Source organism: Hydrocarboniphaga sp. (genome assembly GCF_965279055.1).
GTDB lineage: Bacteria > Pseudomonadota > Gammaproteobacteria > Nevskiales > Nevskiaceae > Hydrocarboniphaga.
In genome coordinates, this window is record NZ_OZ257125.1 from 1,585,330 (window position 1) to 1,610,813 (window position 25,484).

Annotated in this window: 23 protein-coding genes; 8 read left to right on the top strand and 15 right to left on the bottom strand. The window is 66.7% G+C overall.

Annotated elements, in window-relative coordinates:
• The first annotated feature begins 94 nt into the window (after positions 1-94).
• Entirely contained in the window at positions 95-2,176 is a 2,082-nt protein-coding gene (locus ACQZF9_RS07310) for a S8 family peptidase (RefSeq protein WP_428312587.1), read from the top strand.
• Positions 2,177-2,238: 62 nt separating this feature from the next.
• On the opposite strand, the gene fabV is transcribed toward ACQZF9_RS07310, so the two are convergent.
• From fabV to gloB, 11 genes are all read right to left on the bottom strand, one after another.
• Positions 2,239-3,435: an enoyl-ACP reductase FabV gene (gene fabV / locus ACQZF9_RS07315; RefSeq protein ID WP_428312588.1), complete on the bottom strand. Its 1,197-nt coding sequence runs from the start codon at positions 3,433-3,435 to the stop codon at positions 2,239-2,241.
• Between the two features lie 116 nt (positions 3,436-3,551).
• The gene (locus ACQZF9_RS07320) at positions 3,552-4,571 is read right to left on the bottom strand and encodes an AgmX/PglI C-terminal domain-containing protein (RefSeq protein WP_428312589.1); all 1,020 of its coding nucleotides are present in this window, start codon (positions 4,569-4,571) and stop codon (positions 3,552-3,554) included.
• A 190-nt stretch (positions 4,572-4,761) separates the two neighbouring features.
• Positions 4,762-5,262, bottom strand: coding sequence for an ExbD/TolR family protein (locus ACQZF9_RS07325; protein WP_428309361.1), 501 nt, complete (start codon positions 5,260-5,262; stop codon positions 4,762-4,764).
• A complete protein-coding gene (locus tag ACQZF9_RS07330) occupies positions 5,259-5,828 on the bottom strand; it encodes an ExbD/TolR family protein (RefSeq protein WP_428312590.1) in 570 nt (189 codons plus the stop codon). The genes ACQZF9_RS07325 and ACQZF9_RS07330 overlap by 4 nt, the downstream gene beginning before the upstream one ends.
• 1 nt (position 5,829) lies before the next feature.
• Complete coding sequence (locus tag ACQZF9_RS07335) at positions 5,830-6,474, bottom strand: MotA/TolQ/ExbB proton channel family protein (protein ID WP_428309359.1); 645 nt, start codon at positions 6,472-6,474, stop codon at positions 5,830-5,832.
• A gap of 134 nt (positions 6,475-6,608) precedes the next feature.
• A complete protein-coding gene (locus ACQZF9_RS07340; protein ID WP_428312591.1) occupies positions 6,609-7,052 on the bottom strand; it encodes a hypothetical protein in 444 nt (147 codons plus the stop codon).
• Positions 7,049-7,762: a tetratricopeptide repeat protein gene (locus tag ACQZF9_RS07345; protein WP_428312592.1), complete on the bottom strand. Its 714-nt coding sequence runs from the start codon at positions 7,760-7,762 to the stop codon at positions 7,049-7,051. The genes ACQZF9_RS07340 and ACQZF9_RS07345 overlap by 4 nt, the downstream gene beginning before the upstream one ends.
• Entirely contained in the window at positions 7,746-10,613 is a 2,868-nt protein-coding gene (locus ACQZF9_RS07350; protein WP_428312593.1) for a tetratricopeptide repeat protein, read from the bottom strand. The genes ACQZF9_RS07345 and ACQZF9_RS07350 overlap by 17 nt, the downstream gene beginning before the upstream one ends.
• Positions 10,610-12,451, bottom strand: a complete 1,842-nt coding sequence (locus ACQZF9_RS07355; RefSeq protein WP_428312594.1) for a tetratricopeptide repeat protein — start codon at positions 12,449-12,451, stop codon at positions 10,610-10,612. Before ACQZF9_RS07355 ends, ACQZF9_RS07350 begins: the two co-directional genes overlap by 4 nt.
• A complete protein-coding gene (locus ACQZF9_RS07360) occupies positions 12,448-12,999 on the bottom strand; it encodes a hypothetical protein (RefSeq protein ID WP_428312595.1) in 552 nt (183 codons plus the stop codon). The genes ACQZF9_RS07355 and ACQZF9_RS07360 overlap by 4 nt, the downstream gene beginning before the upstream one ends.
• Positions 13,000-13,114: 115 nt before the next feature.
• Positions 13,115-13,939 (bottom strand): hydroxyacylglutathione hydrolase, encoded by an 825-nt coding sequence (gene gloB / locus ACQZF9_RS07365; protein WP_428312596.1) that lies wholly within the window; start codon positions 13,937-13,939, stop codon positions 13,115-13,117.
• Positions 13,940-13,977: 38 nt separating this feature from the next.
• Between gloB and ACQZF9_RS07370 the strand changes: the two genes are divergently transcribed.
• Positions 13,978-14,781, top strand: a complete 804-nt coding sequence (locus tag ACQZF9_RS07370; RefSeq protein ID WP_428312597.1) for a class I SAM-dependent methyltransferase — start codon at positions 13,978-13,980, stop codon at positions 14,779-14,781.
• 11 nt (positions 14,782-14,792) lie between these two features.
• Positions 14,793-15,230: a ribonuclease HI gene (rnhA, locus tag ACQZF9_RS07375; protein WP_428312598.1), complete on the top strand. Its 438-nt coding sequence runs from the start codon at positions 14,793-14,795 to the stop codon at positions 15,228-15,230.
• A gap of 122 nt (positions 15,231-15,352) precedes the next feature.
• On the opposite strand, the gene ACQZF9_RS07380 is transcribed toward rnhA, so the two are convergent.
• Positions 15,353-16,402 (bottom strand): SDR family oxidoreductase, encoded by a 1,050-nt coding sequence (locus tag ACQZF9_RS07380; RefSeq protein WP_428312599.1) that lies wholly within the window; start codon positions 16,400-16,402, stop codon positions 15,353-15,355.
• Entirely contained in the window at positions 16,399-17,574 is a 1,176-nt protein-coding gene (locus ACQZF9_RS07385) for an MFS transporter (RefSeq protein WP_428312600.1), read from the bottom strand. Before ACQZF9_RS07385 ends, ACQZF9_RS07380 begins: the two co-directional genes overlap by 4 nt.
• A 95-nt stretch (positions 17,575-17,669) precedes the next feature.
• Here ACQZF9_RS07385 and ACQZF9_RS07390 point away from each other — a divergent pair, with 95 nt between their 5' ends.
• Positions 17,670-18,581, top strand: coding sequence for a LysR family transcriptional regulator (locus ACQZF9_RS07390; RefSeq protein WP_428312601.1), 912 nt, complete (start codon positions 17,670-17,672; stop codon positions 18,579-18,581).
• Between the two features lie 10 nt (positions 18,582-18,591).
• Positions 18,592-19,311, top strand: coding sequence for a DNA polymerase III subunit epsilon (dnaQ, locus tag ACQZF9_RS07395; protein ID WP_428312602.1), 720 nt, complete (start codon positions 18,592-18,594; stop codon positions 19,309-19,311).
• A gap of 91 nt (positions 19,312-19,402) precedes the next feature.
• On the opposite strand, the gene ACQZF9_RS07400 is transcribed toward dnaQ, so the two are convergent.
• Complete coding sequence (locus ACQZF9_RS07400; RefSeq protein WP_428313386.1) at positions 19,403-20,323, bottom strand: metalloregulator ArsR/SmtB family transcription factor; 921 nt, start codon at positions 20,321-20,323, stop codon at positions 19,403-19,405.
• Between the two features lie 103 nt (positions 20,324-20,426).
• Entirely contained in the window at positions 20,427-20,891 is a 465-nt protein-coding gene (locus tag ACQZF9_RS07405; RefSeq protein WP_428312603.1) for a phasin family protein, read from the bottom strand.
• 233 nt (positions 20,892-21,124) lie between these two features.
• Between ACQZF9_RS07405 and fadB the strand changes: the two genes are divergently transcribed.
• The 3 genes from fadB (at position 21,125) to ACQZF9_RS07420 (ending at position 25,436) form a co-directional block, all read left to right on the top strand.
• Entirely contained in the window at positions 21,125-23,278 is a 2,154-nt protein-coding gene (fadB, locus tag ACQZF9_RS07410) for a fatty acid oxidation complex subunit alpha FadB (RefSeq protein ID WP_428312604.1), read from the top strand.
• A 70-nt stretch (positions 23,279-23,348) separates the two neighbouring features.
• Positions 23,349-24,509, top strand: coding sequence for an acetyl-CoA C-acyltransferase FadA (gene fadA / locus ACQZF9_RS07415; protein WP_428312605.1), 1,161 nt, complete (start codon positions 23,349-23,351; stop codon positions 24,507-24,509).
• A gap of 243 nt (positions 24,510-24,752) precedes the next feature.
• Positions 24,753-25,436, top strand: coding sequence for a hypothetical protein (locus ACQZF9_RS07420; RefSeq protein WP_428312606.1), 684 nt, complete (start codon positions 24,753-24,755; stop codon positions 25,434-25,436).
• Positions 25,437-25,484 lie beyond the last annotated feature (48 nt).

Genomic DNA, 25,484 nt, shown 5'->3' on the forward strand with positions numbered 1-25,484 from the left:
CGAGCTACAGGGGCGGTCGCCTCGCGTCCGCGCTGCGGACGCCGGGTCGCGAGACGCGATCTGCTGCAGCGGCTTCGATCAAAAGGAGAGACACATGCAAGGGAAAGCAGACGCCCGCGGTGGTGCGGGTATCGCGGGCATTACGCGCCTGGCTGCCAGGCTGGCATTGGCGATGATGCTGGGCTGGGGCGCCGTGGCGTGGGCCCCGGCGCAGGCGCAGGACGCGGAACCGGCGCAGCGCATCATCGTCAAGTTCCGAGACGGCGATGGCGTGTTCGCTGCTCACGCGGTCGCGTCGCGCGCGGTGCTGACCGCCGCGGCGCAGCGTCGCGGCATCGACCTGACGCCGCTGCGGGCGATCGCCACCGGCGGCGAAGTGGTCAAAGTGCAGGGCCGGCGGCTGGACGCCGGCGAACTCGCCGACCTGCTCAAGGAGCTGGCCGGCGACGCGCGCGTCGAGTACGCCGAGGAAGACCGGCTGATGAAGGCGCTGCTGACGCCCAACGACACGCGCTACAGCGAGCAATGGGATCTGTACGAGGCCACGGCCAGCCTGAAGATGCCGACCGCCTGGGACGTCACCACGGGCAGCGGCGTGGTCGTCGCCGTGATCGACACCGGTTACCGGCCGCATGCCGACCTGGCCGGCAACATCGTCGGTGGCTACGATTTCATCAGCGATACCGCGGTGTCCAACGACGGCAACGGCCGCGACAGCGACGCCAGCGACCCCGGCGACTGGAACACGGCCGGCCAGTGCGGCACCGGCAGCGCCGCCTCCAACAGCAGCTGGCACGGCACCCATGTGGCCGGCACGATCGCCGCGCTGACCAACAACGGCAACGGCGTCGCCGGCATCGCCTACGGCGCCAAGGTGTTGCCGGTGCGTGTGCTGGGCCGCTGTGGCGGCTACACCTCGGACATCGCCGACGGCATCATCTGGGCCTCGGGCGGCACCGTCAGCGGCGTACCGGCCAACGCCAATCCGGCCAAGGTCATCAACATGTCGCTGGGTGGCAGCGGCGCCTGCGACAGCACCAGCCAGGCGGCGATCAATTCGGCTCGCGGTCGCGGCACCAGCGTCGTCGTCGCCGCCGGCAACGAAAACGCCAATGCCTCGAACTCCAGCCCGGCCAACTGCAGCGGCGTGATCACCATTGCCGCGGTCGGCCGTAGCGGCGGCCGCGCGTATTACTCGAATTACGGCAGCATCGTCGACGTCGCCGCACCGGGCGGCGACACCAGCAGCGGCACCGCCAACGGCATCCTGTCGACGCTCAACGCCGGCACCACGACGCCGGGCGCCGACAGTTACGCGTTCTACCAGGGCACGTCGATGGCGACGCCGCACGTGGCCGGCGTCGCCGCGCTGCTGTACGCGGTCAAGCCGGCGATCACGCCCGACGAAGTCGAAAGCATCCTGAAGAGCACCGCGCGCGCTTTCCCGGCGACCTGCTCGCAGTGCGGCAGCGGCATCGTCGACGCGCCGGCCGCGATCGCCGCGGCCCAGGGCGGCGGCACCCCACCGCCGACCTCGAACGTGCTCAGCAACGGCGTGCCGGTCACCGGCCTGTCCGGCGCCGCCAACGCCGAGCTCAGCTATACGATCGTGGTGCCGAGCGGCGCGAGCAATCTGTCGATCGCGATCAGTGGCGGCAGCGGAGACGCCGACCTGTACGTGAAGTTCGGCGCCGCGCCGACGACCAGCACTTACGACTGCCGTCCCTACAAGAGCGGCAATGCCGAAAGCTGCGCATTCGCCACGCCGCAGGCCGGCACTTACTACATCAAGGTGCGCGGCTACAGCGCGTTCTCCGGCCTCAGCCTGGTCGGCAGCTACACCGCCGGCGGTGGTGGCAGTGCCTGCGCGGCGGGCTATACCGCGGTCAGCGGCACGCTGGGCGCGGCCGGCAATTACTATGCGCCGAGCACGACCGGCTACACGACGACGGTCACCGGCACCCATAGCGGCCGCCTCAGCGGGCCGTCCGGCGCCGATTTCGATCTGTACCTGCAGAAGAAGAGCAGCAGCGGCAGCTGGAGCGCGGTGGCGAGTTCGGAAGGCTCGACCGCGACCGAGAGCATCGACTACAGCGCCGCGGCGGGCACGTATCGCTGGCGGGTCTATGCGTACAGCGGCTCGGGTGCGTTCTCGCTTTGCACGAAGAATCCCTAGCGCTGGAAGTTCAAGAAAAAGCCCGCTGAAAAGCGGGCTTTTTTTACATCAGCGGCGGATTCTCAGCCCTCGATCACGTTGGCGATCGGCAGCACCGGGCTGACGTCGGCCTCGTAGTCGACGCCGGCGATGTCGAAGCCGAACAGCTTCAGGAACTCGTGGCGATAGGCCGGAAAGTCGGTCATCGTCGCGATCGTGTCGTTGTCGATGATGTCCCAGTTTCGCTCGACTTCGGCCTGCACGTCGAGGTCCAGCTCGGCGTAGTCGGTGCGCAGGCGGCCTTCGGCGTCCAGCGTCGGCGTCGCGCCGTAGAGGTTGTCCTTGTACAAGGTGTAGATCTGCTCGATGCAGCCTTCGTGGGTGCCGCGTGCCTTCATGACCATGAACAGGGTCGACAGGTACAGCGGCATCACCGGGATCGCCGAGCTGGCCTGAGTCACCACGGCCTTGAGCACCGACACGCGCGCGTCGCCGCCGCTGGCAGCGAGCTTTTTGCGGATATCCAGCACCTTCTTGTCGAGATCCTGCTTGGCGGCGCCGATGGTGCCGTTCCAGTAGATCGCGCGCGTGACTTTCTCGCCGACGTAGGTGAACGCGGTGGTCTTGGCGCCGGGCGCGAGCACGCCGGCCTCGTCGAGCGCGTCGATCCACATCTGCCAGTCTTCGCCGCCCATGACCGCGACGGTCTGGTCGATGTCGTCCTGAGTCGCCGGCTCCAGGGTTACGGTCTTGATCACGACCTTGTCGGTGTCCAGGCCGCGCTGGGTCAGCGGCGCGCCGATCGGCTTCAACGTGGAGTTGAACACTTCACCGGTTTTCGGATGCTTGCGCCGCGGCGAGGCGAGGCTGTAGATCACCAGATCCACCTGGCCGAGATCCTGTTTGATGACCTCGATGGTCTTCTGCTTGATCTCGTCGGAGTAGGCGTCGCCGTTGATGCTCTTGGCGTAGAGGCCTTCGCCTTCCGCGAACTTGTGGAACGCGGCGGAGTTGTACCAGCCGGCGCTGCCAAGGCGGGTTTCTTCACCCGGCCGCTCGAAGAACAGGCCCAGGGTCGCGGCGCCGCAGCCGAAGGCGGCGGTGATGCGCGCGGCCAGGCCGTAGCCGGTGGAGGCGCCGATCACCAGCACTTTCTTCGGGCCGCCGGCGACCGCGCCCCTGGCCTTCACATAGTCGATCTGCTCTTTCACGTTGGCTTCGCAGCCGACCGGGTGGGCGGTGACACACATGAAGCCGCGGATTTTAGGTTTGATAATCATCGTGATCGTCTAGCGAAGGCGGGGAATGGAAAGGGCGGCCATCCCGGCCGCCCCTTTTGGGTCGAACGCCGGATCGCTGTAGCAAAAACCCGGCCTTCCGTACGCCTGTAAGCGTATCAGGCTGGGAATAGCACGATCGGATAATTCGGATACGTGAACGAGGGCACGTTCTTGGCGCCGAAGTTCAGCAGCCGCACGCGCTGCAGGATCTTGTCCTCCAGCTCCGGGTCGCCGAGTTCGCTGGACACCATCTGCGCCGAGGTGACCGAGCCGTTCGGCGCGATCGTCAGGCTGACGACGATCTTGCCGCGCACGTCCGGCTTGTCGCGCAGTTCGCGCTGGTAGATCGCGTAGAAACCGGCTTTGCTGCGGTCGAAAGTCTCCTGGATCTCGCTGAGCGTGCGCGCCGCGATCTGCTTGTCGCCGGCTTGGCCCGGGCGGGTCTTGTCCGGGCCCATGCCGATCGGGCTCTCCACGACCGTGGTGCGGCGCTGGCCGAGGCCGGCGCCGGACTGCGAGCGACGCGTGTCGCCGGTGCCGGTGCCGGAAATGCCGCCGGAGCTGGCCGCGGCCGACGAGGCGATCGCCGCGCCGCCGGCCGCGCCACCGCTGGCGCCGGTGCCGGCCTTGGCGGTGACCATGTCGCTGGTCAGCGGCCGCGCGCTGTCCAGGCCCTGCAGCGAGTTGTCGCGCAGCGCCTTGAGTTGGTCGGCCATCGCCATCACGCCCGACTGCGAGGCCTTGTCGCGCGCCGCTTCCACCTGCTGCTCTCGGGTCGGCTCGGGCTTGGGCGTCGGCGGCGTCTTTTCAGCCTTGGGCTTGGCCGGTTCGGGCTTGGGTGATTCCTGGGGCTTGGGCTCTTCGGCCTTCGGAGAGTTGTCTTCGGAAGGCTTGGGCTCCTCGGTCTGCTCGGCGACTTCGGCGTCCGGCAGCAGGCTGACGTAGCGACGGTCCAGCGTGTCGCCGCCGCCGCGTTCCAGGCCGGCCAGCTTCAGCAGCGGGATGACCACGGCCAGGATCAGGAAAACCAGCAGCGCGACGGCCGCGACCTTGCGAAAGCGGCGATCGGTTTCTTCGGCGATGCCCCAGGCATCGACGCCGATGATGGCGTTGTAATTCATTGCGGTGGCGCTCATACGCCTCCTCCTGGTGCGGCATGGATTCGGCTGGTGCGATCCGCTGCCTCGATACGCCTCGCCAGCGAGGCTACTCGGCACGAACGGGGATTCGGTGGGGATTCACCTGATGGCGAAACCCCGTTCGTACCGAGTAGCCCGCAACGCGGGCGTATCGAGGTACCGGAGTGCGATGTCATCAGCGAGTGGCTCACGATCCCTTCTTCTCGACCACGGCCAGCGAGATGCGCGCGAAGCGCGTATCGGTGCAGGTGGCCATGACTTTCTTCAGCAGGGAATACGGGATGCTCTTGTCGGCGACGATGTTGACTTCGCCGCGGGTGAGCCGGTTTTGCGTATCGCCCTCGACCTGCATCAGCGGCGCCAGCAGCAGCGCGGACTTGAGCGGCGCCAGCAGCTTGACGTCGGCCTTGAGCGCCTGCTGCGTCGACATCACCGCGCGGTTGTCGACCAGCACGTCCTCGGCGGTGACGATGATCGTCACCGTCTGCCGCGGCTGTTCCTTGATCGCCGATTCCGGCAGCTTGAGCGAGCGCGGAGAGGGGATGACTTCCACCACCAGCGCATTGACCAGCAGGTAGAACACCAGGATCGCGAAGATGTCGATCAGCGAGACGATGTTGATCACCACCGCGCTGTTCTTGCGCTTGACCGTGCGCTCGGCGCGCCGCTCCCTGCGACGCGAGCTCATGGCGCGGCTCCGGCCGACACCGGCGTGTCGCCGATGGAGATCAGCGGATACAGCTCGCGCGGCAGGCCGAGATTGCGCGCCTCGGCCGGCGTCAGCCGCGCCGCGTCCATCACCTTGACCACGTCCTCGTAGGGCACGTCGGGCGAAATCAGCAGCGTGATCGTGTTTTCGGTCGGCGCCGCCTTCTTGGTTTCGACCAGGGTCTCGGACAGCGCCTGGAGGTTGTAACCGGCCGGCGTGTTGTCGAGACGGCGCACCGCGCCATTGCGATCCGAAATCAGCAGCGCATCCGGCAGCAGGCTCACCGACAGCTGCAGCGGCTGCTTGTCCGGCGGCGCGGCGGCATCGTTCGACGGCAGGTTCAGCGACAGCACGTTGAGCTTGGCCGCGGTAATCGACGAACTCACCAGCAGGAAGAACACCAGCACCGCGAACACGTCGATCATCGAGACGATGTTCAGCTCCTCGCTGCCGCCGCGCTTGAGATGACGCGCCAGGCGACGGCTGCGCCGCGCCTTGCGCGGCGCCTCCTCGCCCGTGTCTTCGGTCAGGTCGACCGCGGTCATGCTAGCGAATCACTTGCTTGCGGTTGCACACGGCCGACACGAAGCGCGAGCACACCGACTCGAGCGTGTCGACCAGCTCCGTCGTGCGGCTCTGCAGCCAGGCGTGGATCAGCAGCGACGGAATCGCCACCATCAGGCCGAAGGCGGTGCAGTTCATGGCCTCCGAAATGCCGGCGGAGAGCAGGTCGGCCTTCTCGGCCGGATCGGCATTGCCCAGCGCCGCGAAGGCGCCGATCAGACCCAGCACCGTGCCGAGCAGGCCGAGCAGGGTCGACATGTTCGAGAAAGTGCCGAGGTAGTGGGTGCGGCGTTCGATCGCCGGCAGCACTTCCATCAGGCCTTCTTCGGTGGCGATTTCCACTTCCGAGCGGCGGTTGTCGATCTTGGCCTGGGCAAAGCCGGTCTGCAGCAGCTTGCCGACGGCGCTCTCCGAACCCGCGGCCAGCGACTCGGCCTGGGCCAGGTCACCGGACTTCAGCAGCGGCGCCACCTTGGCCCACAGCGCGCGATTCTCCGACTCGGTCTTGCGCAGAAAAATCATGCGCTCGATCGCCACCGCCACCGCCATCGCCAGCACCAGCGCGATCGGATACATGAAATAACCGCCACCTTGGAAAAAACGGATGACGTGATTGAAAAACTCCATGGAGCCTGCTCCTCTGCGGGTCTTTAGAAACTAAATGATGAAACGGACGATGGTGATGGAATGCTGCGGTGTTGCGGGTCAAACGATGCGGCGAAGTTTAGGCGCTGCTGCGCTGGCTTGGAACGCGCAGCGACCTAAGGTTGAGGCGGCGGCGCGGACGGCGCGGCGCCGGCAGCGGGACCGGGTCCGGTCTTGGCTTTCTGCGCGGCGGTCAGCGCCTCGTAGTATTCCACCTGGCGCGCGAAAACCCGGCGATCCAGCGGCTCCAGCTGCACCGACAGCAGGCGCGCCGGGCGGTCGATGTCGACTTCGGCCGTCGCATTGCGCCAGGGCGTGATGTACAGGCCGATCGGCGATTCGCGCTCGCCGATGATATTGGTGCCGCCGTCGGTGCCGCCGGCCTTGCCGGCCGCAGAAGCGGGACGCGGCGACGGCTCGGCCTGCAGCACCGGTGCGGCGCCGATGCTGGTCGAGACCGCCGGCTGGTCATCGTTCGGTGCCGGGTTCTTCGGCTTGGTCTGCGCCAGCGCCAGCATCGGCGTCAGCAGCGCGATCAGCAGCATGCCGTTGCGGATCATTTCTTGGCTCCGGCAGCGGCAGGCGCAGTCGCGGCGGGTGTCGCGGCCGGCGGCGCGGCGGCTTTCTGCGCGGCCTCGATTTCGGCGATCCAGGCGAGCACGCGCAGGTCTTCCTTGCCGTACAGGCGCAGATATTCCTTGTAATGCGGCACTGCGGCGGCCGGCTGCTTCAGGTACTCGTCGAGCAGGATGCCGAGGTTGAGCTGCGCCGCGGCATAGTCCGGCTTGACCGCGATCGCCTTCTCGTAGGCCTGCTGCGCTCGCGGATAGTTGCCGGCCTCGCGGTTGGCGATGCCCAGCCAGTTGAATGCCGAGGCGTTCTGCGGATTGATCGCGGCGGCGCGGCTGAACGCCGAAATCGCGACTTCGCGACGGTTGCTCTTGTCGTAGAGGATGCCGAGATTCATCTGCGGACCGGTGTAGTCCGGGAAGTCCTGCGCGAGCTTCAGAAAACCGGCTTCGGCCTCGGCGGTCTTCTTCGCCTTCATCAGCTCCAAGGCCTGCTTGAAGCGCGCTTCCGGGTCGCCCTTGTCCGGCACCGCGGCAGCCGGCGCTTCCGGCGTGCTCGGCGTGGACGGCAGCTTGGGGCCGGTGTCGGGCTTGCTCGGCGCGCCGGTGCAGGCGGCCAGCGCCAGCAGCGTCAACGCGACCAGCGGCTTGAAGGAATAGCGATTCATCGCGGTTTCGACCTGCTTACTTGAGCGAGTCATACGTGTCCTCGCTCTTTTCGCGCTTGCCATATTTGCCCGGTGCGATCTGCACCAGCGCCTGGTAGCTCTTCGCCACCCACTCGTCGTAGATACCCTGCGGAATGCGCCGCAGGTTGGTCTCGTAGGCCTGGATCGCCTTCTCCTCGAACGGGAAGGACTGTTCGTCGAGCAGCAGGTTGTACTGCTCCAGTTCCAGATCCGATAGTTTCTTCGGCCGCTCCGAGTTGCTCAGCGACTTGGCGAAGTCCTGATGCAGCTGGCCGAGCTCGTAGGTCGCCGCCGTGGTGACGTCGGCGAAGCCGTAGCCGCCGGCGCGATTGAACGCCTGGATCGCGGCTTCGACCGCCTTCTGCTTGGCCGGCAGCGAGGCCTCGATCGGCAGGGTGATGCGCAGCGCCTTGGCCTGCGCCGCGGTGATGCGGCCGACTTCGAGGCTGGACTTGGCCGCCAGGGCCTTGGTCGCGTCGCTACGTTCGGCACCGGCGGATGCGTCCGCGTTGACGATCTCGCGCAGCCAGTACAGCTGCTGCTCGGTGTTGTTGCCGGCCTTGGCGTAATCGACCAGGCGCGAACGCGCCTGCATCGAGCGGTCGATCGGGCGCGGGAACGCGCCGACGTAGTACTGGTAGGCCGGCCCGGCCTGCGCCGGCAGCTTGGCGTCGTCGTACAGCGTCGCGGCCAGCCAGGCGGCTTCCATGCGCACCGCGGGCGCCTCGCTGGAGCGCTGCGCGATGCGGTTGTAAGCGGCCGCGGCCTGCGCCGGCTTGTTGTCCTTCTGGTAGGACACCGCGAGCTTCTTGTCGACGTCCGGAATCAGGTTGTTGGTCGGGAAGCGCGTGCGGAAGTTTTCCAGCGTGCGCGCCGCGGTCGGCCAGTCTTCCATCTGGATCAGCACGGCCGAAGCGTCGTACTCGGCGTTCGGGCGGATGCTCGCGTCCGGCACCACTTCGCCGAGGCGCAGGAAATCGTTGACCGCGCGGCGCTGGTCGCCGCCATCACGCGCGGCTTCGCCCTGCTTGTAGATCGAGGCGGCGAGCTGCTCGCTGACTTCGTGACGCGCGGCGCCGGCCGGCGTCAGCTTCTGTTCCTGCAGGAACGCGGCTTCGGCCTCCGGATAATGCTTCTGCTCGAACTGCGAATCGCCGATCACGCTGTAGGCGATGCGCTGCAGCTCGGGCTTGGCCGGCGGCGTGTTGGCCAGCACGCGCTGCGACACCTTGATCGCCTCGTCCAGCGACTTCATCTCGAACAGGTCCTGCGCGGCCTGGGTCAGCACCGGCAGCTTCTCCGGGTGATACGGGAAGCTGTCGGCGAGCTTGACGCCGCTGTCCACGGCCAGGCGCAGCGCGTTGCCGCGCTCCGCCGCCGGCACTTCCTTGGCGTACTTCTCGTAAGCCTGGAACGAGGCCAGCGCAGCGTCGGTGGTGCGCGGGTTCTGCGGGTAGTCGTAGGCGGTGCGCGCGTACTGTTCGGCGGCGGCCTTGGTCTGGCCGCCGTCGAGCAGCGCGTCGCCGTAGAGGAAGCTGATGTCCGGCGCCTTCGGGTCCTTCGGGAAGACTTCGAGGATGCGCTTGTACCAGTTGGCCGCGACGATGAATTCCGGGCGCGCTTTGGCCACGTCGGCCTTGTTCGCCTGCGCCAGCGCGTGGTGATGCCGCGCCAGGTCTTCCATGTGCTTGCGCAGTTCGGTCAGCACTTCCGGCGTTGCCGGCTTGCCGCCCCAGTACGCCGCCTGCGGATCGTAGGTGACCGCGTAGCGTTCCTTCTCGCGGATCACCAGGTCCTTGAAGCCGCCGTCGGTATACGCACCGATCACCTGCGACTGGAAGGTCGGCGACAGCGGATGCGTCGGGTAGCGCTGCGGGAACGCGGCGAAGGCCTCGGCCGCGTCGGTGTAGCGCTCGCGCTCGATCAGCAGCTTGCCGAGCGCGTCGTAGATCAGCGGATAGAAGCGCGGATCGCCGAACTTGCGGAAGTAGTCGTTGGCCGCCTGGCCGCCGCCCTGCGCGGCCAGCGACAGCGACACCACGCGCAGCGAATCCTTGACCAGGTCGCCCTTGCCCTTCTTGACGCCGGCGACCGCGTCGACATTGGTGACTTCACCGGCCGGCAGCTCGCGATCCAGGATCTGGAAGAAGCTGGTGATCGCGGCGTCGTACTTGTTCTGCTTGTACAGCGACCAGCCGTACTTGTACTGCGCCGGCTCGAAGAACGGCGTGCCGTCCTTCAGGTCCATGACGATCTTGTATTCGCCTTCGGCCTCGGCATAACGCTCGCGGCCGAACAGCAGCTCGGCGCGGCGGAAGTGCGCGTCGCCGCCCAGATTCGAGTTCGGGAAATCCTTGTTCAGCAGCGCCAGCGTGTCGATCGCGGCGTCGGTATTGCCGCCGTTCTGGTGGGCGCGCGCCAGCTGGTAGAGCACGCGGTCGTTGTTCGGATCGCCGGGGCGTTCGACCAGCAACTGCTTATAGGTCTTGATCGACTTGTCCAGCACCGCGGCGCTGTCTTCGCCGCCGCCTTTCAGGTCATCGGTCTGCACCTGCAGGTCGGCGATGCGGCGCTGCGCCTCGGCCTTGGTGTTGTCGTCCGGGTTCAGCGCCAGCAGCTGCTTGTAGTTCTCCAGCGCCTTGTCCGGATCGGGTGCGACCGGGTCGGTGGCGTCGAGCTTCAGCTGTTTCTCGACCGGCTGTTCCTTCTTCATCGATTCGCGAATCGATGGCGCCGAGTTCTTGACCTCGGCCGGCATGCCGCTGCAGGCGGCGAGGATCACGGCGGCGCAGGCGGCGCCGAGCAGGGGACCGAACTGATGAGCCGACGCTTCCGGCTTCCATGCGCGTCGCAGGCGGATCATTTCTTCTTGATCTCGTATTCGTCGGGGTCGTTGGCCATCGGCTGGCGGTCATACAGGCGTGCCAGCGCGAAGCGGGCTTCGACCAGATATTTCTCGATCTGGTCTTTCTGCGCCTTGAGTTCCTTGGTGCCGAGCTGCTGCAGGTAGCGGCCCTGCTGGTCGCCGGCCCTGGCCAGGTTCGGCCGCAGGCTGGCGAGACGCTTGCGCAGGTCGCCGATGCTCTCGAAGGTGCCGAAAAACGTATTGCTCTTGGGCACGTCGGCCAGGCGCAGCTGCGGCCGTAGCGGTGCCGCCGCCGGCAGCGGTTTCTTGTAGCGGCCCGGCTCGGCCATGTGCATGTCCAGGCTCAGCGGGATGCTGATGTCGCTGCGTGCCACGACGCGGCCCTCGGTTGCGCGGCTGAACAGTACCCGCGTGTCGACCGAGGCGCGGTTGGCGGTGTTGTAGGCCTTTTCCATGTCGGACAGGCGACGGTCCCAGGAGTCGAGCTGGCGCGCCAGCAGGCGCACGTCGCGATAATTCTTCAGCGCCTCGGCGAAGCGATGCTCGGCCAGCAGCGTCTGCAGGTAATAGGTCTCCGGCGCGTCCGGCAGATCCTTCAGTTCCCAGTTCCAGCCGGATTCGGCGTCGAGATCGCGTTTGACGATGGTCTCGACCATGCGGTTGGTCTTCAGCGCCTCGACCGCGAGGTCGGTGCGCTTGCGTGCGATTTCGAGCCGCTGGACCGCCTGCTCGTAGAAGGTGCGCGCCTGTTCGTGCGCGCCGATCTGGTCGAGCGAGTAGGGCAGCGCCAGCCAGGCTTCCTGCACCGCCGGGTCCTGCGGATCGCGGTCGATCAGGACCAGCCAAGCCGGCAGCGCGGCTTTCAAGGCTTCTTCCTTGTCCGAGCTGCCGCTGATGCGGCGGAAGCTGCGCTGCTGCACCGGGTCGTCGACCAGGCCGCGGCGCAGCAGCACGCCGAGTGTCGAGAATGAGGAGAAGGCGTCGGGCTTGTCGCTGCCGTCGTTGATCTGCTCGCGCCGCGCGCGGCCGCCGTCGGCGGTCAGCTCGGCCCAGCCCAGGCCGAGCAGCGCGCGGTTGGAATACGGGCCTTCGACGCGAACCTTGCGCAGCAGCGGCTTGGCCGCGGCGCCCTGCTGGCTCTGCAGGAAGTTCCAGCCCAGCGTCATGTTGGCGCGGTCCATCAGCGCCAGCGAATCGCGGTCGGTCGGCGACAGCTTGCCGACTTTCTCGAGCACGGTGCGGCCCTGCTCGGTGCGGCCGTCGCGCAGCAGCGCGATGCCGAGGTTGTAGCGGGTGTAGTCGGTCTGGTCGCTGCCGTTCTTGGGCGCGGTCAGCACCTCGATCGCCTCGGCGTCCTTGCCCATCGCCATCAGCACGCGTGCGGTCAGATCCTGCCAGTCGATCAGCAGTTCCTTGGGCAGGTTTTCGCGCAGCTTCAGCAGCGTCGCGCGGGCCTCGGGCAGGTAGCCGCGGGTGTATTCGAACTGCGCCAGCTTCAGCTGCGCGCGGTCGAACTGCAGCGGGTCGACCGTGGCCGAGCCCATGCCCTGGTAGATCGTGTCGGCGCGCTCGCGCAGGCCGAAGGACAGATAATTGTCGGCCAGCAGCCACGGAAACTGCGGCGCGGCCGGCGCCTGCGTGTCGTTCTGCACCTTGAGCAGCTCGGTCAGCGCCGAGAAGTGGCGCTTGTCCTCGCCGAGAAAGCGAGCCGCGCGGATTCGCGGGTCGTTCTGGTCGCCGGGCGTATAGGTTTCGACCGCGGCCCGGGCGGTGCCGGCGCAGAACGCCGTCAGCGCCGCGGTCGCGACCAGCCGCCGTACAAAAGCAGCGCTCACTTGGACGCTCTCCATTCCTTGAGACGCAGGATCGGCTTGCCGCCGCGGTTGGCCTTGCCGACGATCAGCTCCAGTGTGACCGGCGTCTGACCCTTGTCGAAGACCACGTCGATGCGGTCGGCGAACGCGGTTTCGGTGGGCTTGGCGTCGGCGTAGTTGCCGACGTATTCGGCATGCAGCTTGTGGCTGCCCTTGACCACGTTGAAGCGGCCGAGGCGCTGCAGGCCCTTGCTCTTCAGCAGCGCCTTGGCATCGATTTCGCTGTAGTCGTAATGCACCGTCTCGCCGCCGTCGATGCTGATGCTGATGGTGTGCATCAGCAGCGCCGCGGTTTCGACGCTGACGTATACGTCGACGCGCGAGTGGGCGGGGAAGTTGAAGTCCTCGTCAGCAAGCTGGGCATCGCGGTTGAACTGCAGGGCCTCGTCCTTGAGCACCTGGATGTTCTGGTCGAGTTGCAGGGCTGCATCGGACTCGGCGTCCGCCCACACGGTGGTGGCCGGGGCGAGGCCCAGAAGAAGCGCAGCGAAGGTCCGTCTCAGGGTCATTTGACCGCGAAATGAAGGCATCAGGGGATAGGCTGTCGTCGTTTGCCGGAGTTTAGCAGGGCCGGTCGGCGGAACTGCAAAGCCCCGCGCGGGTGATATGTGCGCCGTGCCGGCGCTAGGGCGTGGCCGCTGGACGAAAACCGTCCTTCCATGCGCGCAGCGCCGCAAATATTGCGGTCTGGTCGTTCAGCTTTTCACCGGCGTGGGCGACGACCGCGTCACGTATGCCGGCCTGAGCGGTGCGCAGGAAGGGGTTGATCGCGCGCTCGGTTCCGATGCGGCTGGGCAGACTGGGCTCGCCGGCGCTACGACAGGCGTCGACCCTGGCCCGATAGTCGGCGAGTTCGCGGTTGCCGCCTTCCACCGCCCGCGCGAACGCGAGGTTGGACTGGGTGTACTCGTGTGCACAGTAGACCGCGGTGTCCTCGGGCAGCGCGGCGAGCCGGCTGAGCGAGGCCAGCATCTGCGCCGGCGTGCCCTCGAACAGCCGGCCGCAGCCGCCCGAGAACAGCGTATCCCCGCAGAACAGCAGCTTCTCGGCCGGGAAATGAAACGCGATGTGGCCGAGCGTATGGCCGGGCACGGCGATCACTTCGGCCTGCGTGCCGAGCAGGTCGACGACGTCGCCGTCGTTCAGCAGCCGGGTCAGGGTGGGAATCTTCGCCGCCTCGGCCTGTGGACCCGGCACCGGAATGGTGCGGCCGCCGACCAGCTGGGCAATCCCGCCGACATGGTCGCCGTGATGGTGCGTGACCAGGATCATCTCCAGCTGCAGTCCGCGCTGGTCCAGCGCGCGCTGCACCGGCGGCGCTTCGCCGGGATCGACCAGCACTGCGCGCGAGCCGCGCTGCAGCAGCCAGACGTAGTTGTCGCTGAAGGTCGGGATCGCGTGCACCTGCAGCGCGGCGACGGAGGGTTCAGAACGCAGTGGCTTTGACATGGTTAAGATGGTCGGCGTCCCAGCAGCACGAGTCAACGATGCCGCTCTCCTTCGGTCGTTCCGCCAGCCGCCCGTTCAATCGCTATACCTTGTCGCTATGGCTGCGCTCGGCGCGCGGCAAGCGCCAGCTGGAGCTGGAGCGGCAGGAGCTCAAGCGCGTGCTGCCCGAGGTGTTCGGCCGCCACATGCTGCAGATCGGCTCCTGGGGCCGCGGCGACGAGCTGCTGCAGTCCACCGAAACCCTGCATCGCGCGGTGATCGGCACGGTCAGCGACTTCGGTGCGCAGGCGCTGGCGACGCCGGAGCAGTTGCCGGTGGCGAGCAAGAGCGTCGACGGCGTGGTGCTGCCGCATACGCTGGAATTTACCCATGCGCCGCACAACGTGCTGCGCGAGGCGGCGCGCGTGCTGACCGACCGCGGCCGCCTGTTCGTGGTCGGCTTCAATCCGCTCGGCGGCTGGGTCATGCGCCAGCGTCTGGGCCTGGGCTATCGCGCGTTCCCGCCGCCGTCCAGCTATTACGGCATCGGCCGTCTGCAGGACTGGCTGGAGCTGCTGGATTTCGAGGTCGCCGAAGTGCGGCGTTTCGGCGTCGGCTTCCCGTGGCTGGCATCACGCTCGCAGAACCAGACCTGGAGCCTGGGCAGCCTGCTGGCGCCTTTGGCCGAGTCCTATCTGCTGGTGGCGAAGAAGCGCGTGCTGCCGGTGAACTTCGTCGGCCGCGCGCAGCGCGCGCAGGTCAAGCCGCTGATCGGCGCCGTCGGTGCCGGCACCGCGGCCAGTTCGGCGGCCAATTCGGCGATCAACAATGCAGTCAATTCCGTGGAGACACCGGTTCAGTGAAGTCGGTCGTGATGTATACGGACGGAGCCTGCAAGGGCAATCCGGGTCCGGGTGGCTGGGGCGCGGTGTTGCGCTATAACGGCACCGAGAAACAACTGTGTGGCGGCGAAGCCGGCACCACCAATAATCGAATGGAGCTGACCGCGGCGATCCAGGCGCTGGACTCGCTGCGCGAGCCCTGCGAAGTGCTGCTGCACACCGATTCCACCTACGTGATGAAAGGCCTGAACGAGTGGCTGCCGAACTGGAAGCGCCGCGGCTGGCGCACCGCCGACGGCAAGGCGGTCAAGAACCAGGACCTCTGGCAAAAGCTCGACGCCGCCTGCCTGCAGCACAAGATCGAATGGCGCTGGGTCAAGGGCCACGCCGGCGATCCCGGCAACGAGCTGGCGGATCAGCTGGCGAACAAGGGCTGCATCCAGGCGACGGCGAGAGTCGGCGGCGGTTGAGCTTGGTTGTGTCCCTCGATACGCGGGGCAAGCCCCGCTACTCGGGAGGAACGGAGTCAGTCCTAGCGGCACCCGTTTCTCCCGAGTAGCCGCTTGCGGCGTATCGAGGGACGCAATTGCGCCTACGGAATGATCCGCTGCTCGCGCATCTGATCGAACAGCCCGAACAGCATCGCCTCGGTTTCGACGAACTCGTGAAACCCGAACCGCCGCGCCTTGCTGCCGTCGGCGAACAGGTCGTAATCCCAGCCGAACACGAAATCGCCGAAGCCCCAGCTCGCCACCGTTTCATATGAATGCGGCGCGAGCTGATGACGTTCGCGCATCGCGTCCCACAGCGGTGCCTTGTCGGCCATCACCAGGCTCAGCTGCATCGGCAGCGGCGGCGCGGTTTCGATCTCGAAGTAGCGCGCGATTTTCGGCCACAGCTCGCTCCAGCGGAACAGGTCGCCGTTGTTGATGTTGAACGCCTGGTTGGCGCAGCGCGGCTCGGTCGCGGCCCACAGCGTGGCGCGCGCCAGCAGGCCGGCGTCGGTGAATTCCAGCAGCTTGTCGTAGGCGCCGGGCTTGCCGGGGAAACGCAGCGGCAGACCCAGCTCTCTGCAGATCGACGCGTAGACCGCGATCAGCATCGCCAGATTCATCGGGTTACCCAGCGCGATGCCGCCGACCACGGCGGGGCGGATCGCCGACCAGCTCCAGGCTTTGCCGATCTGGCGTTGCTCGAGAAACTGCTGCTGATCGACGTTGAATTCCGGCGGCATGTGCGGCGCATCGTCCTCGCGTGCCGGCGTCTTGAACGGACCCAGATGCGCGCCGTAGACCTTGTAGCCCTGCATCAGGCTGATGTGCTGCAGATCGCGCGCGATCGGCTCGACCGCGCCGACGACATTTTTCAGCATTGCCAGGTTCGGCGGCACCAGCTCGGCCCAGCTGGCGCGGTCCTGGTACGCGGCGTAGAAAATGTGCGTGACGTCTTTCAGCTCGCTCAACTTGGCGCGCGCGTCTTCGGAATCGAGCAGATCGACCGCGATATGCTGCAGCCGCTCGCCGTTGTCGCCGCCGCGCCGCGACAGGCCGATCACGTCCCAGTCGCCAAGCGTTTGCAGATGTGCGATCAGATTGCCGCCGATCACGCCGCGCGCGCCGACCACCAGCGCTACGCGGTTCACGGCGACACCGCCGGCGACAGCGCCACTCGCGAGCCGCGCAGCAACAGCGGCGCACACATCGCCGCCGCGGCCAGCGGCAGCAGCGCCGCGATCCACGGCAGAGCATTCAGCCCCGGGCCGTGCGCGATCACGCTGCCGCCCAGCCAGGCGCCGAGCGCGTTGCCTAGATTGAACGCGGCGATGTTGAAGCTCGACGCCAGGCTCTGGCCTGCGCCCTGTGCCTGCTGCAGGACCCAGATCTGCAGTGGCGGCACGGTTGCGAACGCGCTGGCGCCGAGCAGGCCGACGAAGGCGATCGCGGCGAGCCTGGAGTGCAGCGCGAGCGTCATCAGCGCCAGCACCACACTCAGGCTCAGCAGGCTGCCGAGGATCGCGCGCCGCAACTGCCGGTCCGCGAGCTTGCCGCCGATCAGGTTGCCGATCACCAGGCCGCCGCCGAAGATCAGCAGGATCGGTGACACCGCGGCGTCGGAAAAGCCGCTGATCTGCGTCAGCAGAGGCGCGATGTAAGTGAACACGACGAACAGGCCGGCGAAGCCGAGCGCGGTGGTCGCAAAGCCGAGCAAGACCGGGCCACGGGCGAGCACGCGCAGATCGTCGCGCAGATGGCTGGGTTCGGGCTGGCTGCGGTCACGCGGGACGGCTAGCGCGATCACCGCCAGCGCGACCAGTCCGACCAGGCTCACCGCCCAGAACGTCGCGCGCCAGCCGTAGTGCTGGCCCAGCCAGGTACCGAAAGGCACGCCGAGCACGTTGGCGACGGTCAGGCCGGTGAACATGATCGCGATCGCCGAAGCCTGCTTGTCTTTGGCGACCAGGCCGGCGGCGACCACCGAGCCGACGCCGAAGAAACTGCCGTGTGCGAACGCGGTCAGCACGCGCGCCGCCATCAGCAGCGGATAAGTCGGCGCCAGCGCGCAGGCGGCGTTGCCGATGGTGAACACCAGCATCAGCGCCAGCAGCACGCTCTTGCGCGGCCAGCTGCCGGTGATCACGGTCAGCAGCGGCGCGCCGACGACGACGCCGAGCGCGTAGCCGGAAATCAGCAGGCCGGCCGCCGAAATCGTGACGCCGAGATCGCGGCCGACATCGAGCAGCAGACCCATGATGACGAATTCGGTGACACCGATGCCGAAGGCACCGGCGGTGAGGGCGTAGAGGGCGAGGGGCATTGCGCTGTTCCTGGGAAAACCTGGCGCCAGCTTGTGGTCGCGACACGCATCTGACTAGCATTCCACAAGTAAAAGCATTGATGAGTTGAAGTCACATGCCACGGATCGAAGTGAATCGCAGCGGGGAAATGGAGGCGCTGGTGCGTGTGGTCGAGCGCGGCGGCTTTTCGGCGGCGGCGCGCGAACTGAGGATGACGCCGTCGGCGATCAGCAAGCTGGTGTCTCGACTGGAGACGCGGCTCGGCGCGCGGCTGTTCCACCGCTCGACACGCAAGCTGCAGCTGACGCCGGAAGGCCAGGCCTTCTACGAGCGTAGCGCGCGCATCCTCGGCGACATCGATGAAGCCGAGCGCGGCGCGGCCGCCGGCGCCGATGCGCGCGGCCGGGTGCGCGTCAATTGCAGCGTGCCGTTCGGGCTCAACTGCCTGGCGCCGCTGCTGCCGCTGTTCCTGGAGCGCTATCCGCAGGTCTGCATCGACCTGCAGCTGAACGACGCGGTGATCGATCTGCACGAGGAGCCGGCCGACGTCGCCATCCGTCATGGCGAGCTGCCGTCGTCGACCCTGGTCGCACGCCATCTCGGCGACAGCCGCAAGGTCATCGTCGCCGCGCCGGCGTATCTGGAGCGTGTCGGCACGCCGCGCAACCTGAAGCAGCTGGAGAAGCACAACCGGCTCGGTTTCAATTTTCCGCACAGCACCGAGAGCTGGCCGCTGCGGCACAGCAACGGCAGCGTCGTCGGCTTGCCGGTCAGCGGCAATGCGCGCACCGGCGATGGCGAAAGCCTGAAGCTGATGGTGCTGGCCGGCGCCGGCATCGCGCGGCTGTCGCGCTTCCATGTCGAGGCCGATCTGCAGGCCGGGCGTCTGGTCGCGCTGCTCGAAGGCTGCAACCCCGGCGACATCGAACCGCTGCACGCGGTGTATCGCAGCCGCAGCGGTCATCAGCCGGCGCGGGTGCGGGTGTTCCTCGATTTTCTGGTCGAGCGCGTGCGCTTAAACGGGTAAACTTCGGCGCATGCGCCAGATCGTCCTCGATACCGAAACCACCGGCCTGGAAGTCAGCCTCGGCCATCGCGTGATCGAGATCGGCTGCGTCGAACTGCGCAACCGCAGGCCGACCGGCGAAAACTTTCATCACTACGTGCATCCCGAGGACAAGGACATCGATCCGGGCGCCGAGGCGGTGCACGGCATCAGCATGCGCTTCCTCGCCGACAAGCCCAAGTTCAGGGAGCTGGCGCAACAGCTTTGGGATTATCTGGCCGGCAGCGAGCTGATCATCCACAACGCCAGTTTCGACATCGGCTTTCTCGACGAGGAATTCCGCCGTGCCGGCATCGGCGGCAGGCTGCTCGACGTGTGCACGGTGATCGACACCGTGACGATGGCGCGGCGCCTGCACCCGGGCCAGAAAGTGAATCTGGACGCGCTGTGCCGGCGCTACGCGGTGGATGCCTCGCATCGCGAACACCACGGCGCGCTGCTCGACGCCGGTCTGCTCGCCGACGTTTACCTGGCGATGACCGGCGGCCAGTCGGCGCTGATGCTCGACGACAGCTCGCGCGCCGGCAGCGCCCGCCGCTCGCGCTTCGTCGACCTGCTGGCCGCGCCGGTCGATGTGCCGCTGCTGGTGGTGATCGCGACCGACGACGAAGTGGCCGCGCACCAGGACCGCCTGAAGATCATCGACAAGAAGTCGGGCGGCAAGCTGATCTGGAGTGAGGAGCTGCATTAGCTCGCTCTAGCTGCACCTGTAGGAGCGGCCTTGGCCGCGACTGAGGCCCCACCGGCACAGTCGCGGGCAAGCCCGCTCCTACAGTCGATGGTTATTTCGACGCCAGCGCCGTGACCACCTCGAAATACGGCGGCCGCGTTTCGCGCGAGGTCACGCGGCAGGATTCCACCCTCAGGCCCGCGCCTTCCAGCAAGCTCTGCAAGGCCGTCGGCGACAGGCCGAGATTCACGTGATCGTAGGCACGCATCGCCTCTTCGTGATGATGCTCGCCCAAGGTCGCGACGATCAGTCTGCCGCCGGGTTTGAGCACGCGCGCGACTTCTTTCAGCATCGCGTCCGGATGCACGCTGTACGGCAGTGCATGCATCGCGAACACGTGGTCGAAGCGCGCGTCGGCGAAAGGCAGCGCGTGCATGTCGCCTTCCTCGACGCTGACATTGCCGAAGTTGGCCAGACGCCGGCGCGCCGCCGCGACGACGGTGGCGCTGACGTCGACGCAGGTAACGTGGCGCGCATGGCTGGCGATCAGTTCGCTGAGCACGCCGTCGCCGGAGCCGAGATCGAGCACATCGCCGAGTTCCAGCAAGCCGATCAGCGCGCGTGCGGTCGCCTCCCAGGTCCGGCCCGGGGAGTAGTGCAGCTCCATGCGCCCGGCGACCGATTCGGCCCAGGTCTGGCCATGCTTGCGTGCCAGCACCACTTCTTCGGCACGCTCGCGATCGATGCGCGTCTGCCGGTCGTCGATCTGGCCGCGCAGATGCGCCCACAGCTCGCCGGCCGCGCCGCCATTGCCGCTGGCGGAATACAGCGCGGCGCTGCCGACACGCTTGTCCTGCACCAGCGCTGCGCGCTTGAGGCGCGACAAATGCGTGGAGACACGGCTCTGCGCCAGCCCGGTGATGTCGGTGAGTTCGGCGACCGACAGCTCGTAGGCCTCGAGCAGCAACAGCAGCCGGCAGCGGCTGGGATCGGCCAGCAGGCGACAGAGTTCGGTGCCTTGTTCTAACGACAGTGACATGGACGCTTCAGCTGAAATGCAAAGTGGGCGACGGGGCAAATGAAAGCCCGCCGGCGCGGGGCGCGGGCGGGCCTTGCGGCGACGCGGGACGCCGCGATCAGCCGGCCGTCTTCTTTGCCGATGCGCGCTTGGCAGTCTTCTTCACCGTCGGTGCTTTCTTGGCCGGAGCCGCTTTCTTAGCCGGAACTGCTTTCTTGGCAGCGGCTTTCTTCGGCGCGGCTTTCTTGGCCGGCGTTACCGGTGCGGCGGCGGCCGGCGCGCTCTTGCCGGCGCCGGTGACGATATCCATCGACTCACGCGCGTTCGCGACCAAGCGCGTTACGGTGTCCTGCAGCAGGTCGAGCTGAGTCTGGACGATGGTCTGGATGCCGCTCTTCTTCTGCTCGCGCAGCGAGCCGAGCGCGCCTTCGCAGTATTCATGCAAGGCCTTGAGCTCCTTTTCGGCGAACTTCTGCAGGCCGGCGTAGACCGCCTCGTTGTTGGTGCCCAGCGCGGCGAGAGAGTCCTTGCGCATGCGATCGAACTGTTTCTTCAGCTGGTCCAGGCGATGTTTTGCTTTCAAGGCGCATTCCTCATTCGTTACACGGTGATGAAGGAGCAGTGTAGGTGCAAGCACGCGCTCGCGTCACCTTGCGCTCATCGCGCGTCGTCAGGCTTGGCTTCGGCTTTGTTTACGGCTGTAGCGGGCCGGCGCTATGATGCCGGCCCCACTCCATACCGTCGAGTATGGCTGCGTCTGGCGCCATCGCCGATGCAGCGGATCGATTTCAAAAACCACAGGAGTCTGCTCCCGCCATGTTCCAAGGCCAATCCATCCGCGTGACGAAGCTGGACGGCGCCATCGCCGAACTGTGTTTCGATCGCGAGCAAGACGTGATCAACAAGTTCGACCAGCGCACCGTCGAAGAACTCGCCGCCGCTGCCGCCGCCATCCGCGCCGACAGCTCGATCAAGGGTCTGCTGGTGACCAGCGCCAAGAGCGTGTTCATCGTCGGCGCCGACATCACCGAGTTCGGTACCAGCTTCCAGATGCCCGAGGAAGATCTCGCGGCCTGGGCGCTGAACGCGAACCAGTCGTTCAACGCGATCGAAGATCTGCCGGTGCCCAGCGTCACCGCGATCAACGGCATCGCGCTCGGCGGCGGCTTCGAAATGTGCCTGTGCTCGGACTACCGCGTGATCGCGGCCGACGCGCAGATCGGTTTCCCGGAAGTGAAGCTCGGCCTGATCCCGGGCTTCGGCGGCACGGTGCGTATGGCGCGTTTGACCGGTGCCGATAACGCAATCGAATGGATTGCGTCAGGCAAGCAGCAGAAGGCCGACGCGGCGCTGAAAGTCCGCGCGGTCGACGGCGTGGTCGCCGGTGACAAGCTGCGCGAGGCGGCGCTGCGGACGCTGAATCTGGCAATCATCGGTGCGCTCGACTGGAAGGCGCGGCGCGAGCAGAAGAAGGGCCCGCTGAAGCTCAACCAGATCGAATCGATGATGGTGTTCGAAACCTCCAAGGGTTTCATCGCCGGCCAGGCCGGCCCGAACATGCCGGCGCCGCTGGCCTCGGTCACCGCGATCCAGAAGGCCGCTTCCAAGGGCCGTGACGACGCGTTGAAGATCGAAGGCGCGGCCTTCGCCAAGCTCGCCAAGACCACGGTCAGCAACGCGCTGATCGGCATCTTCCTCAACGACCAGCTGCTGAAGAAGAAGGCCAAGAGCGCGACCAAGATCGCCAGGCCGGTCAAGCATGCGGCGGTGCTCGGCGCCGGCATCATGGGCGGCGGCATCGCCTACACCAGCGCGTCCAAGGGCGTGCCGATCACGATGAAGGACATCGCCGAAAAGGCGCTGGACTTAGGCATGGGCGAAGCCAACAAGCTGCTGTCCAAGGAAGTGGAGCGCAAGCGCCTGACTCCGGAAAAAGCCGGCAAGATGCTGTCGTCGATCCGCCCGGTGCTGAGCTATAGCGAGTTCAAGGACATCGACATCATCGTCGAGGCGGTCACCGAGAACCCGAAGATCAAGAAGGCGGTGCTCGCCGAAGCCGAAGCCGCGGTAAGCGACACCACGATCATCGCGTCCAACACCTCGTCGATCTCGATCGAAGAACTGGCCGGCGCGCTGAAGCGCCCGGAAAACTTCCTCGGCATGCACTTCTTCAATCCGGTGCACAAGATGCCGCTGGTCGAAGTGATCTACGCCAGCAAGACCAGCAAGGAAGCGATCGCGACCACGGTTGCCTACGCCGCGACGATGGGCAAGACGCCGATCGTGGTGAAGAACTGCCCGGGCTTCCTGGTCAACCGCATCCTGTTCCCTTACTTCTTCGGCTTCTTCGGCGCGATCCGCGACGGTGCCGACTTCGTCAAGGTCGACAAGGTGATGGAGAAGTTCGGCTGGCCGATGGGCCCCGCCTACCTGCAGGACGTGGTCGGCATGGACACCAGCCACCACGTTGGCGACGTGCTCGCCGAAGGCTATCCGGACCGCATGGGCCATGCCGAAGGCAAGACCGCGCTCGACGTGATGTATGAGGCCAAGCGCTATGGCCAGAAGAACGGCGTCGGCTTCTACAAGTACGAAACCGATCCCAAGGGCAAGCCGAAGAAGACCGCCGATCCGGCATCGTACGAGCTGCTGAAAGCGGCGCAGCCGAACGGCCAGACCGACATGACGGATGAAGACATCATCGACCGCCACATGCTGCCGATGATCATCGAGACGGTGCGCTGCCTCGACGACGGCATCGTCGAGACGCCGGCCGAGGCCGACATGGGCCTGGTCTACGGCGTCGGCTTCCCGCCGTTCCGTGGCGGCGCGCTGAAGTACGCCGACACCGTCGGCCTGAAGACCCTCATCGAGAAGTGCGAGAAGTACGCGCACCTGGGCAAGCTGTATCAGCCCACGGAATCGATGAAGAAGATGGCCGCCGAAGGCAAGACTTTCTATTCCAAGTAAGCCCTCGGCTTGCTCCTCAATATTTTCTGTATTTCTGTAGTGAGCCCCGCGCTCACGCTGGAGTAACAAAATGACTCATGCAGTTATCGTCGATGCGATCCGCACGCCGATGGGCCGCTCCAAGGCCGGTGTGTTTCGCAACGTGCGTGCAGAGGCGCTGTCGGCGCATCTGATCGCCGAACTTCTCAAGCGCAACCCGGCGCTGAAGCCCGCCGACATCGAAGACGTGATCTGGGGTTGCGTGATCCAGACGCTGGAACAGGGCTACAACATCTCGCGCAATGCGCTGCTGCTGGCCGGCCTGCCGCAGAGCGTGCCGGGCCAGACCGTGAACCGCCTGTGCGGCTCGAGCATGTCCGCGATCCACATCGCCGCCGCTCAGATCCAGGCCGGCATCGCCGACACCTTTATCGCCGGCGGCGTCGAGCACATGGGCCATCTGCCGATGGCCTTCGGCTTCGACGGCGCGCCGGAGCTGTCGGTGCTGACCGCCAAGGCCGCCGGCAGCATGGGCCTGACCGCCGAGATGCTGACGCAGACGCATCAGATCGACCGCAAGAGCCAGGACGAATTCGCGCTGGCCTCGCACCAGAAGGCTTACGCCGCCTGGAAGAACGGCGAGTTCAAGAACCAGATGGTCGGCACCCCGGGCCACGATGCCGACGGCGCGCCGATCATCGTCGACTTCGACGAAGTGGTGCGCCCCGACGCCAACCTGGAAAGCCTGCTGGCGCTGAAGCCGGTGTTCAATCCCAGGGGCAGCGTCACCGCCGGCAACAGCTCTGCGATTTCCGACGGTGCGTCGGCGACGCTGATCATGAGCGAGGACAAGGCCAAGGCGCTGGGCCTGAAGCCGCTGGCGCGCATCATCGGCATGGCCGCCGCCGGCTGCAATCCGTCGATCATGGGCATCGGCCCGGTGCCGGCGACGCAGAAGGCACTGAAGGCCGCCGGCGTCGACATCAAGGACGTCGACTACTTCGAGCTCAACGAGGCCTTTGCGGCGCAGTCGCTGGCGGTGATCAAGGACCTCAAGCTCGGCGACCGCATGGACCGCATCAACATCAAGGGCGGCGCCATTTCACTGGGCCATCCGCTGGGTTGCTCGGGCGCGCGCATCACCGGCGCGCTGGCGCATGTGCTGGCCGAGAAGAACGCGCGCTACGGCGTCGCGACGATGTGCATCGGCATGGGCATGGGCGTGGCGACGGTGCTGGAGCGGGTCGGCTAAAGCGGTATCGCGGTACACAAAGGCCGGGCTTTGCCCGGCCTTTTCATTTGCTGCACCGGTAGGAGCGGACCCTGTCCGCGACAGGGTCCGCTAAGCCGCGGTCGTGGGCAGGCCTGCTCCTGCGCTCTGCCCGTGGCGCCGGCCAATGTGCGCTGCTTCACGCATCGATGAGCTGCTTTTCCCACCGATCACGTCCTGCTTGTTGAACGGCGACTTGTGCCGTTCGTACACAGGAGAAACACGATGGGAATCACAGTCAAGGGAATCGACGCGCCGGCGTTGGCCGATTTCGGCAGCGATCAGCATCCGGAGGCCAAACCGAAGATCACGCCGCGCGCCAGCGACGGCCATGACAACGGCTGGCCGAGCGGCGACGACGGCGCCGCCAACGGCCAGGATGGCATCACCGGCGACGCCGGTTTCAGCGGCCAGGACGGCCTCAACGGCGGCAATACGCCGCCGAGCATCGACATCCATATCACCACGTTCATCGACGGCTTCTTCGGCGTCACGGTGCGTGGCGGCAATGGCGCGCGCGGCCAGAAAGGCGGCATCGGCGGCGGCGGCGGCGAAGGCCAGGACGGCGGCAACGGTGACGGCGATGTGTCGCCGGGCAACGGTGGCAAGGGCGGGCGCGGTGGCGCCGGCGGTGTCGGCGGCAGCGGTGGCAACGGCGGCAACGCCAGCGACATCAATCTTTACGTCGAGAACCCGGACAACATCGATCTGAACAACGTCAACATCGCGTTTTCCCAGGGCTTCAAGGGCGGCAAGGGGCCGGGCGGCCGCGGTGGTCCGGGCGGTCTCGGCGGCCGTCGCGGCGCCAGCGGCGAGCGCTCCACCGGCGGCAGCGAAGGCCCCGAAGGTGCGGCCGGCTCGGTGTCCGGCAACGACGGCTCCGCCGGCTCGCTGCAGATCTACGTCTGAGCGCCAGTCGCCGCAGACGCATCCGATCCAAACCCCTCCGCATCCATC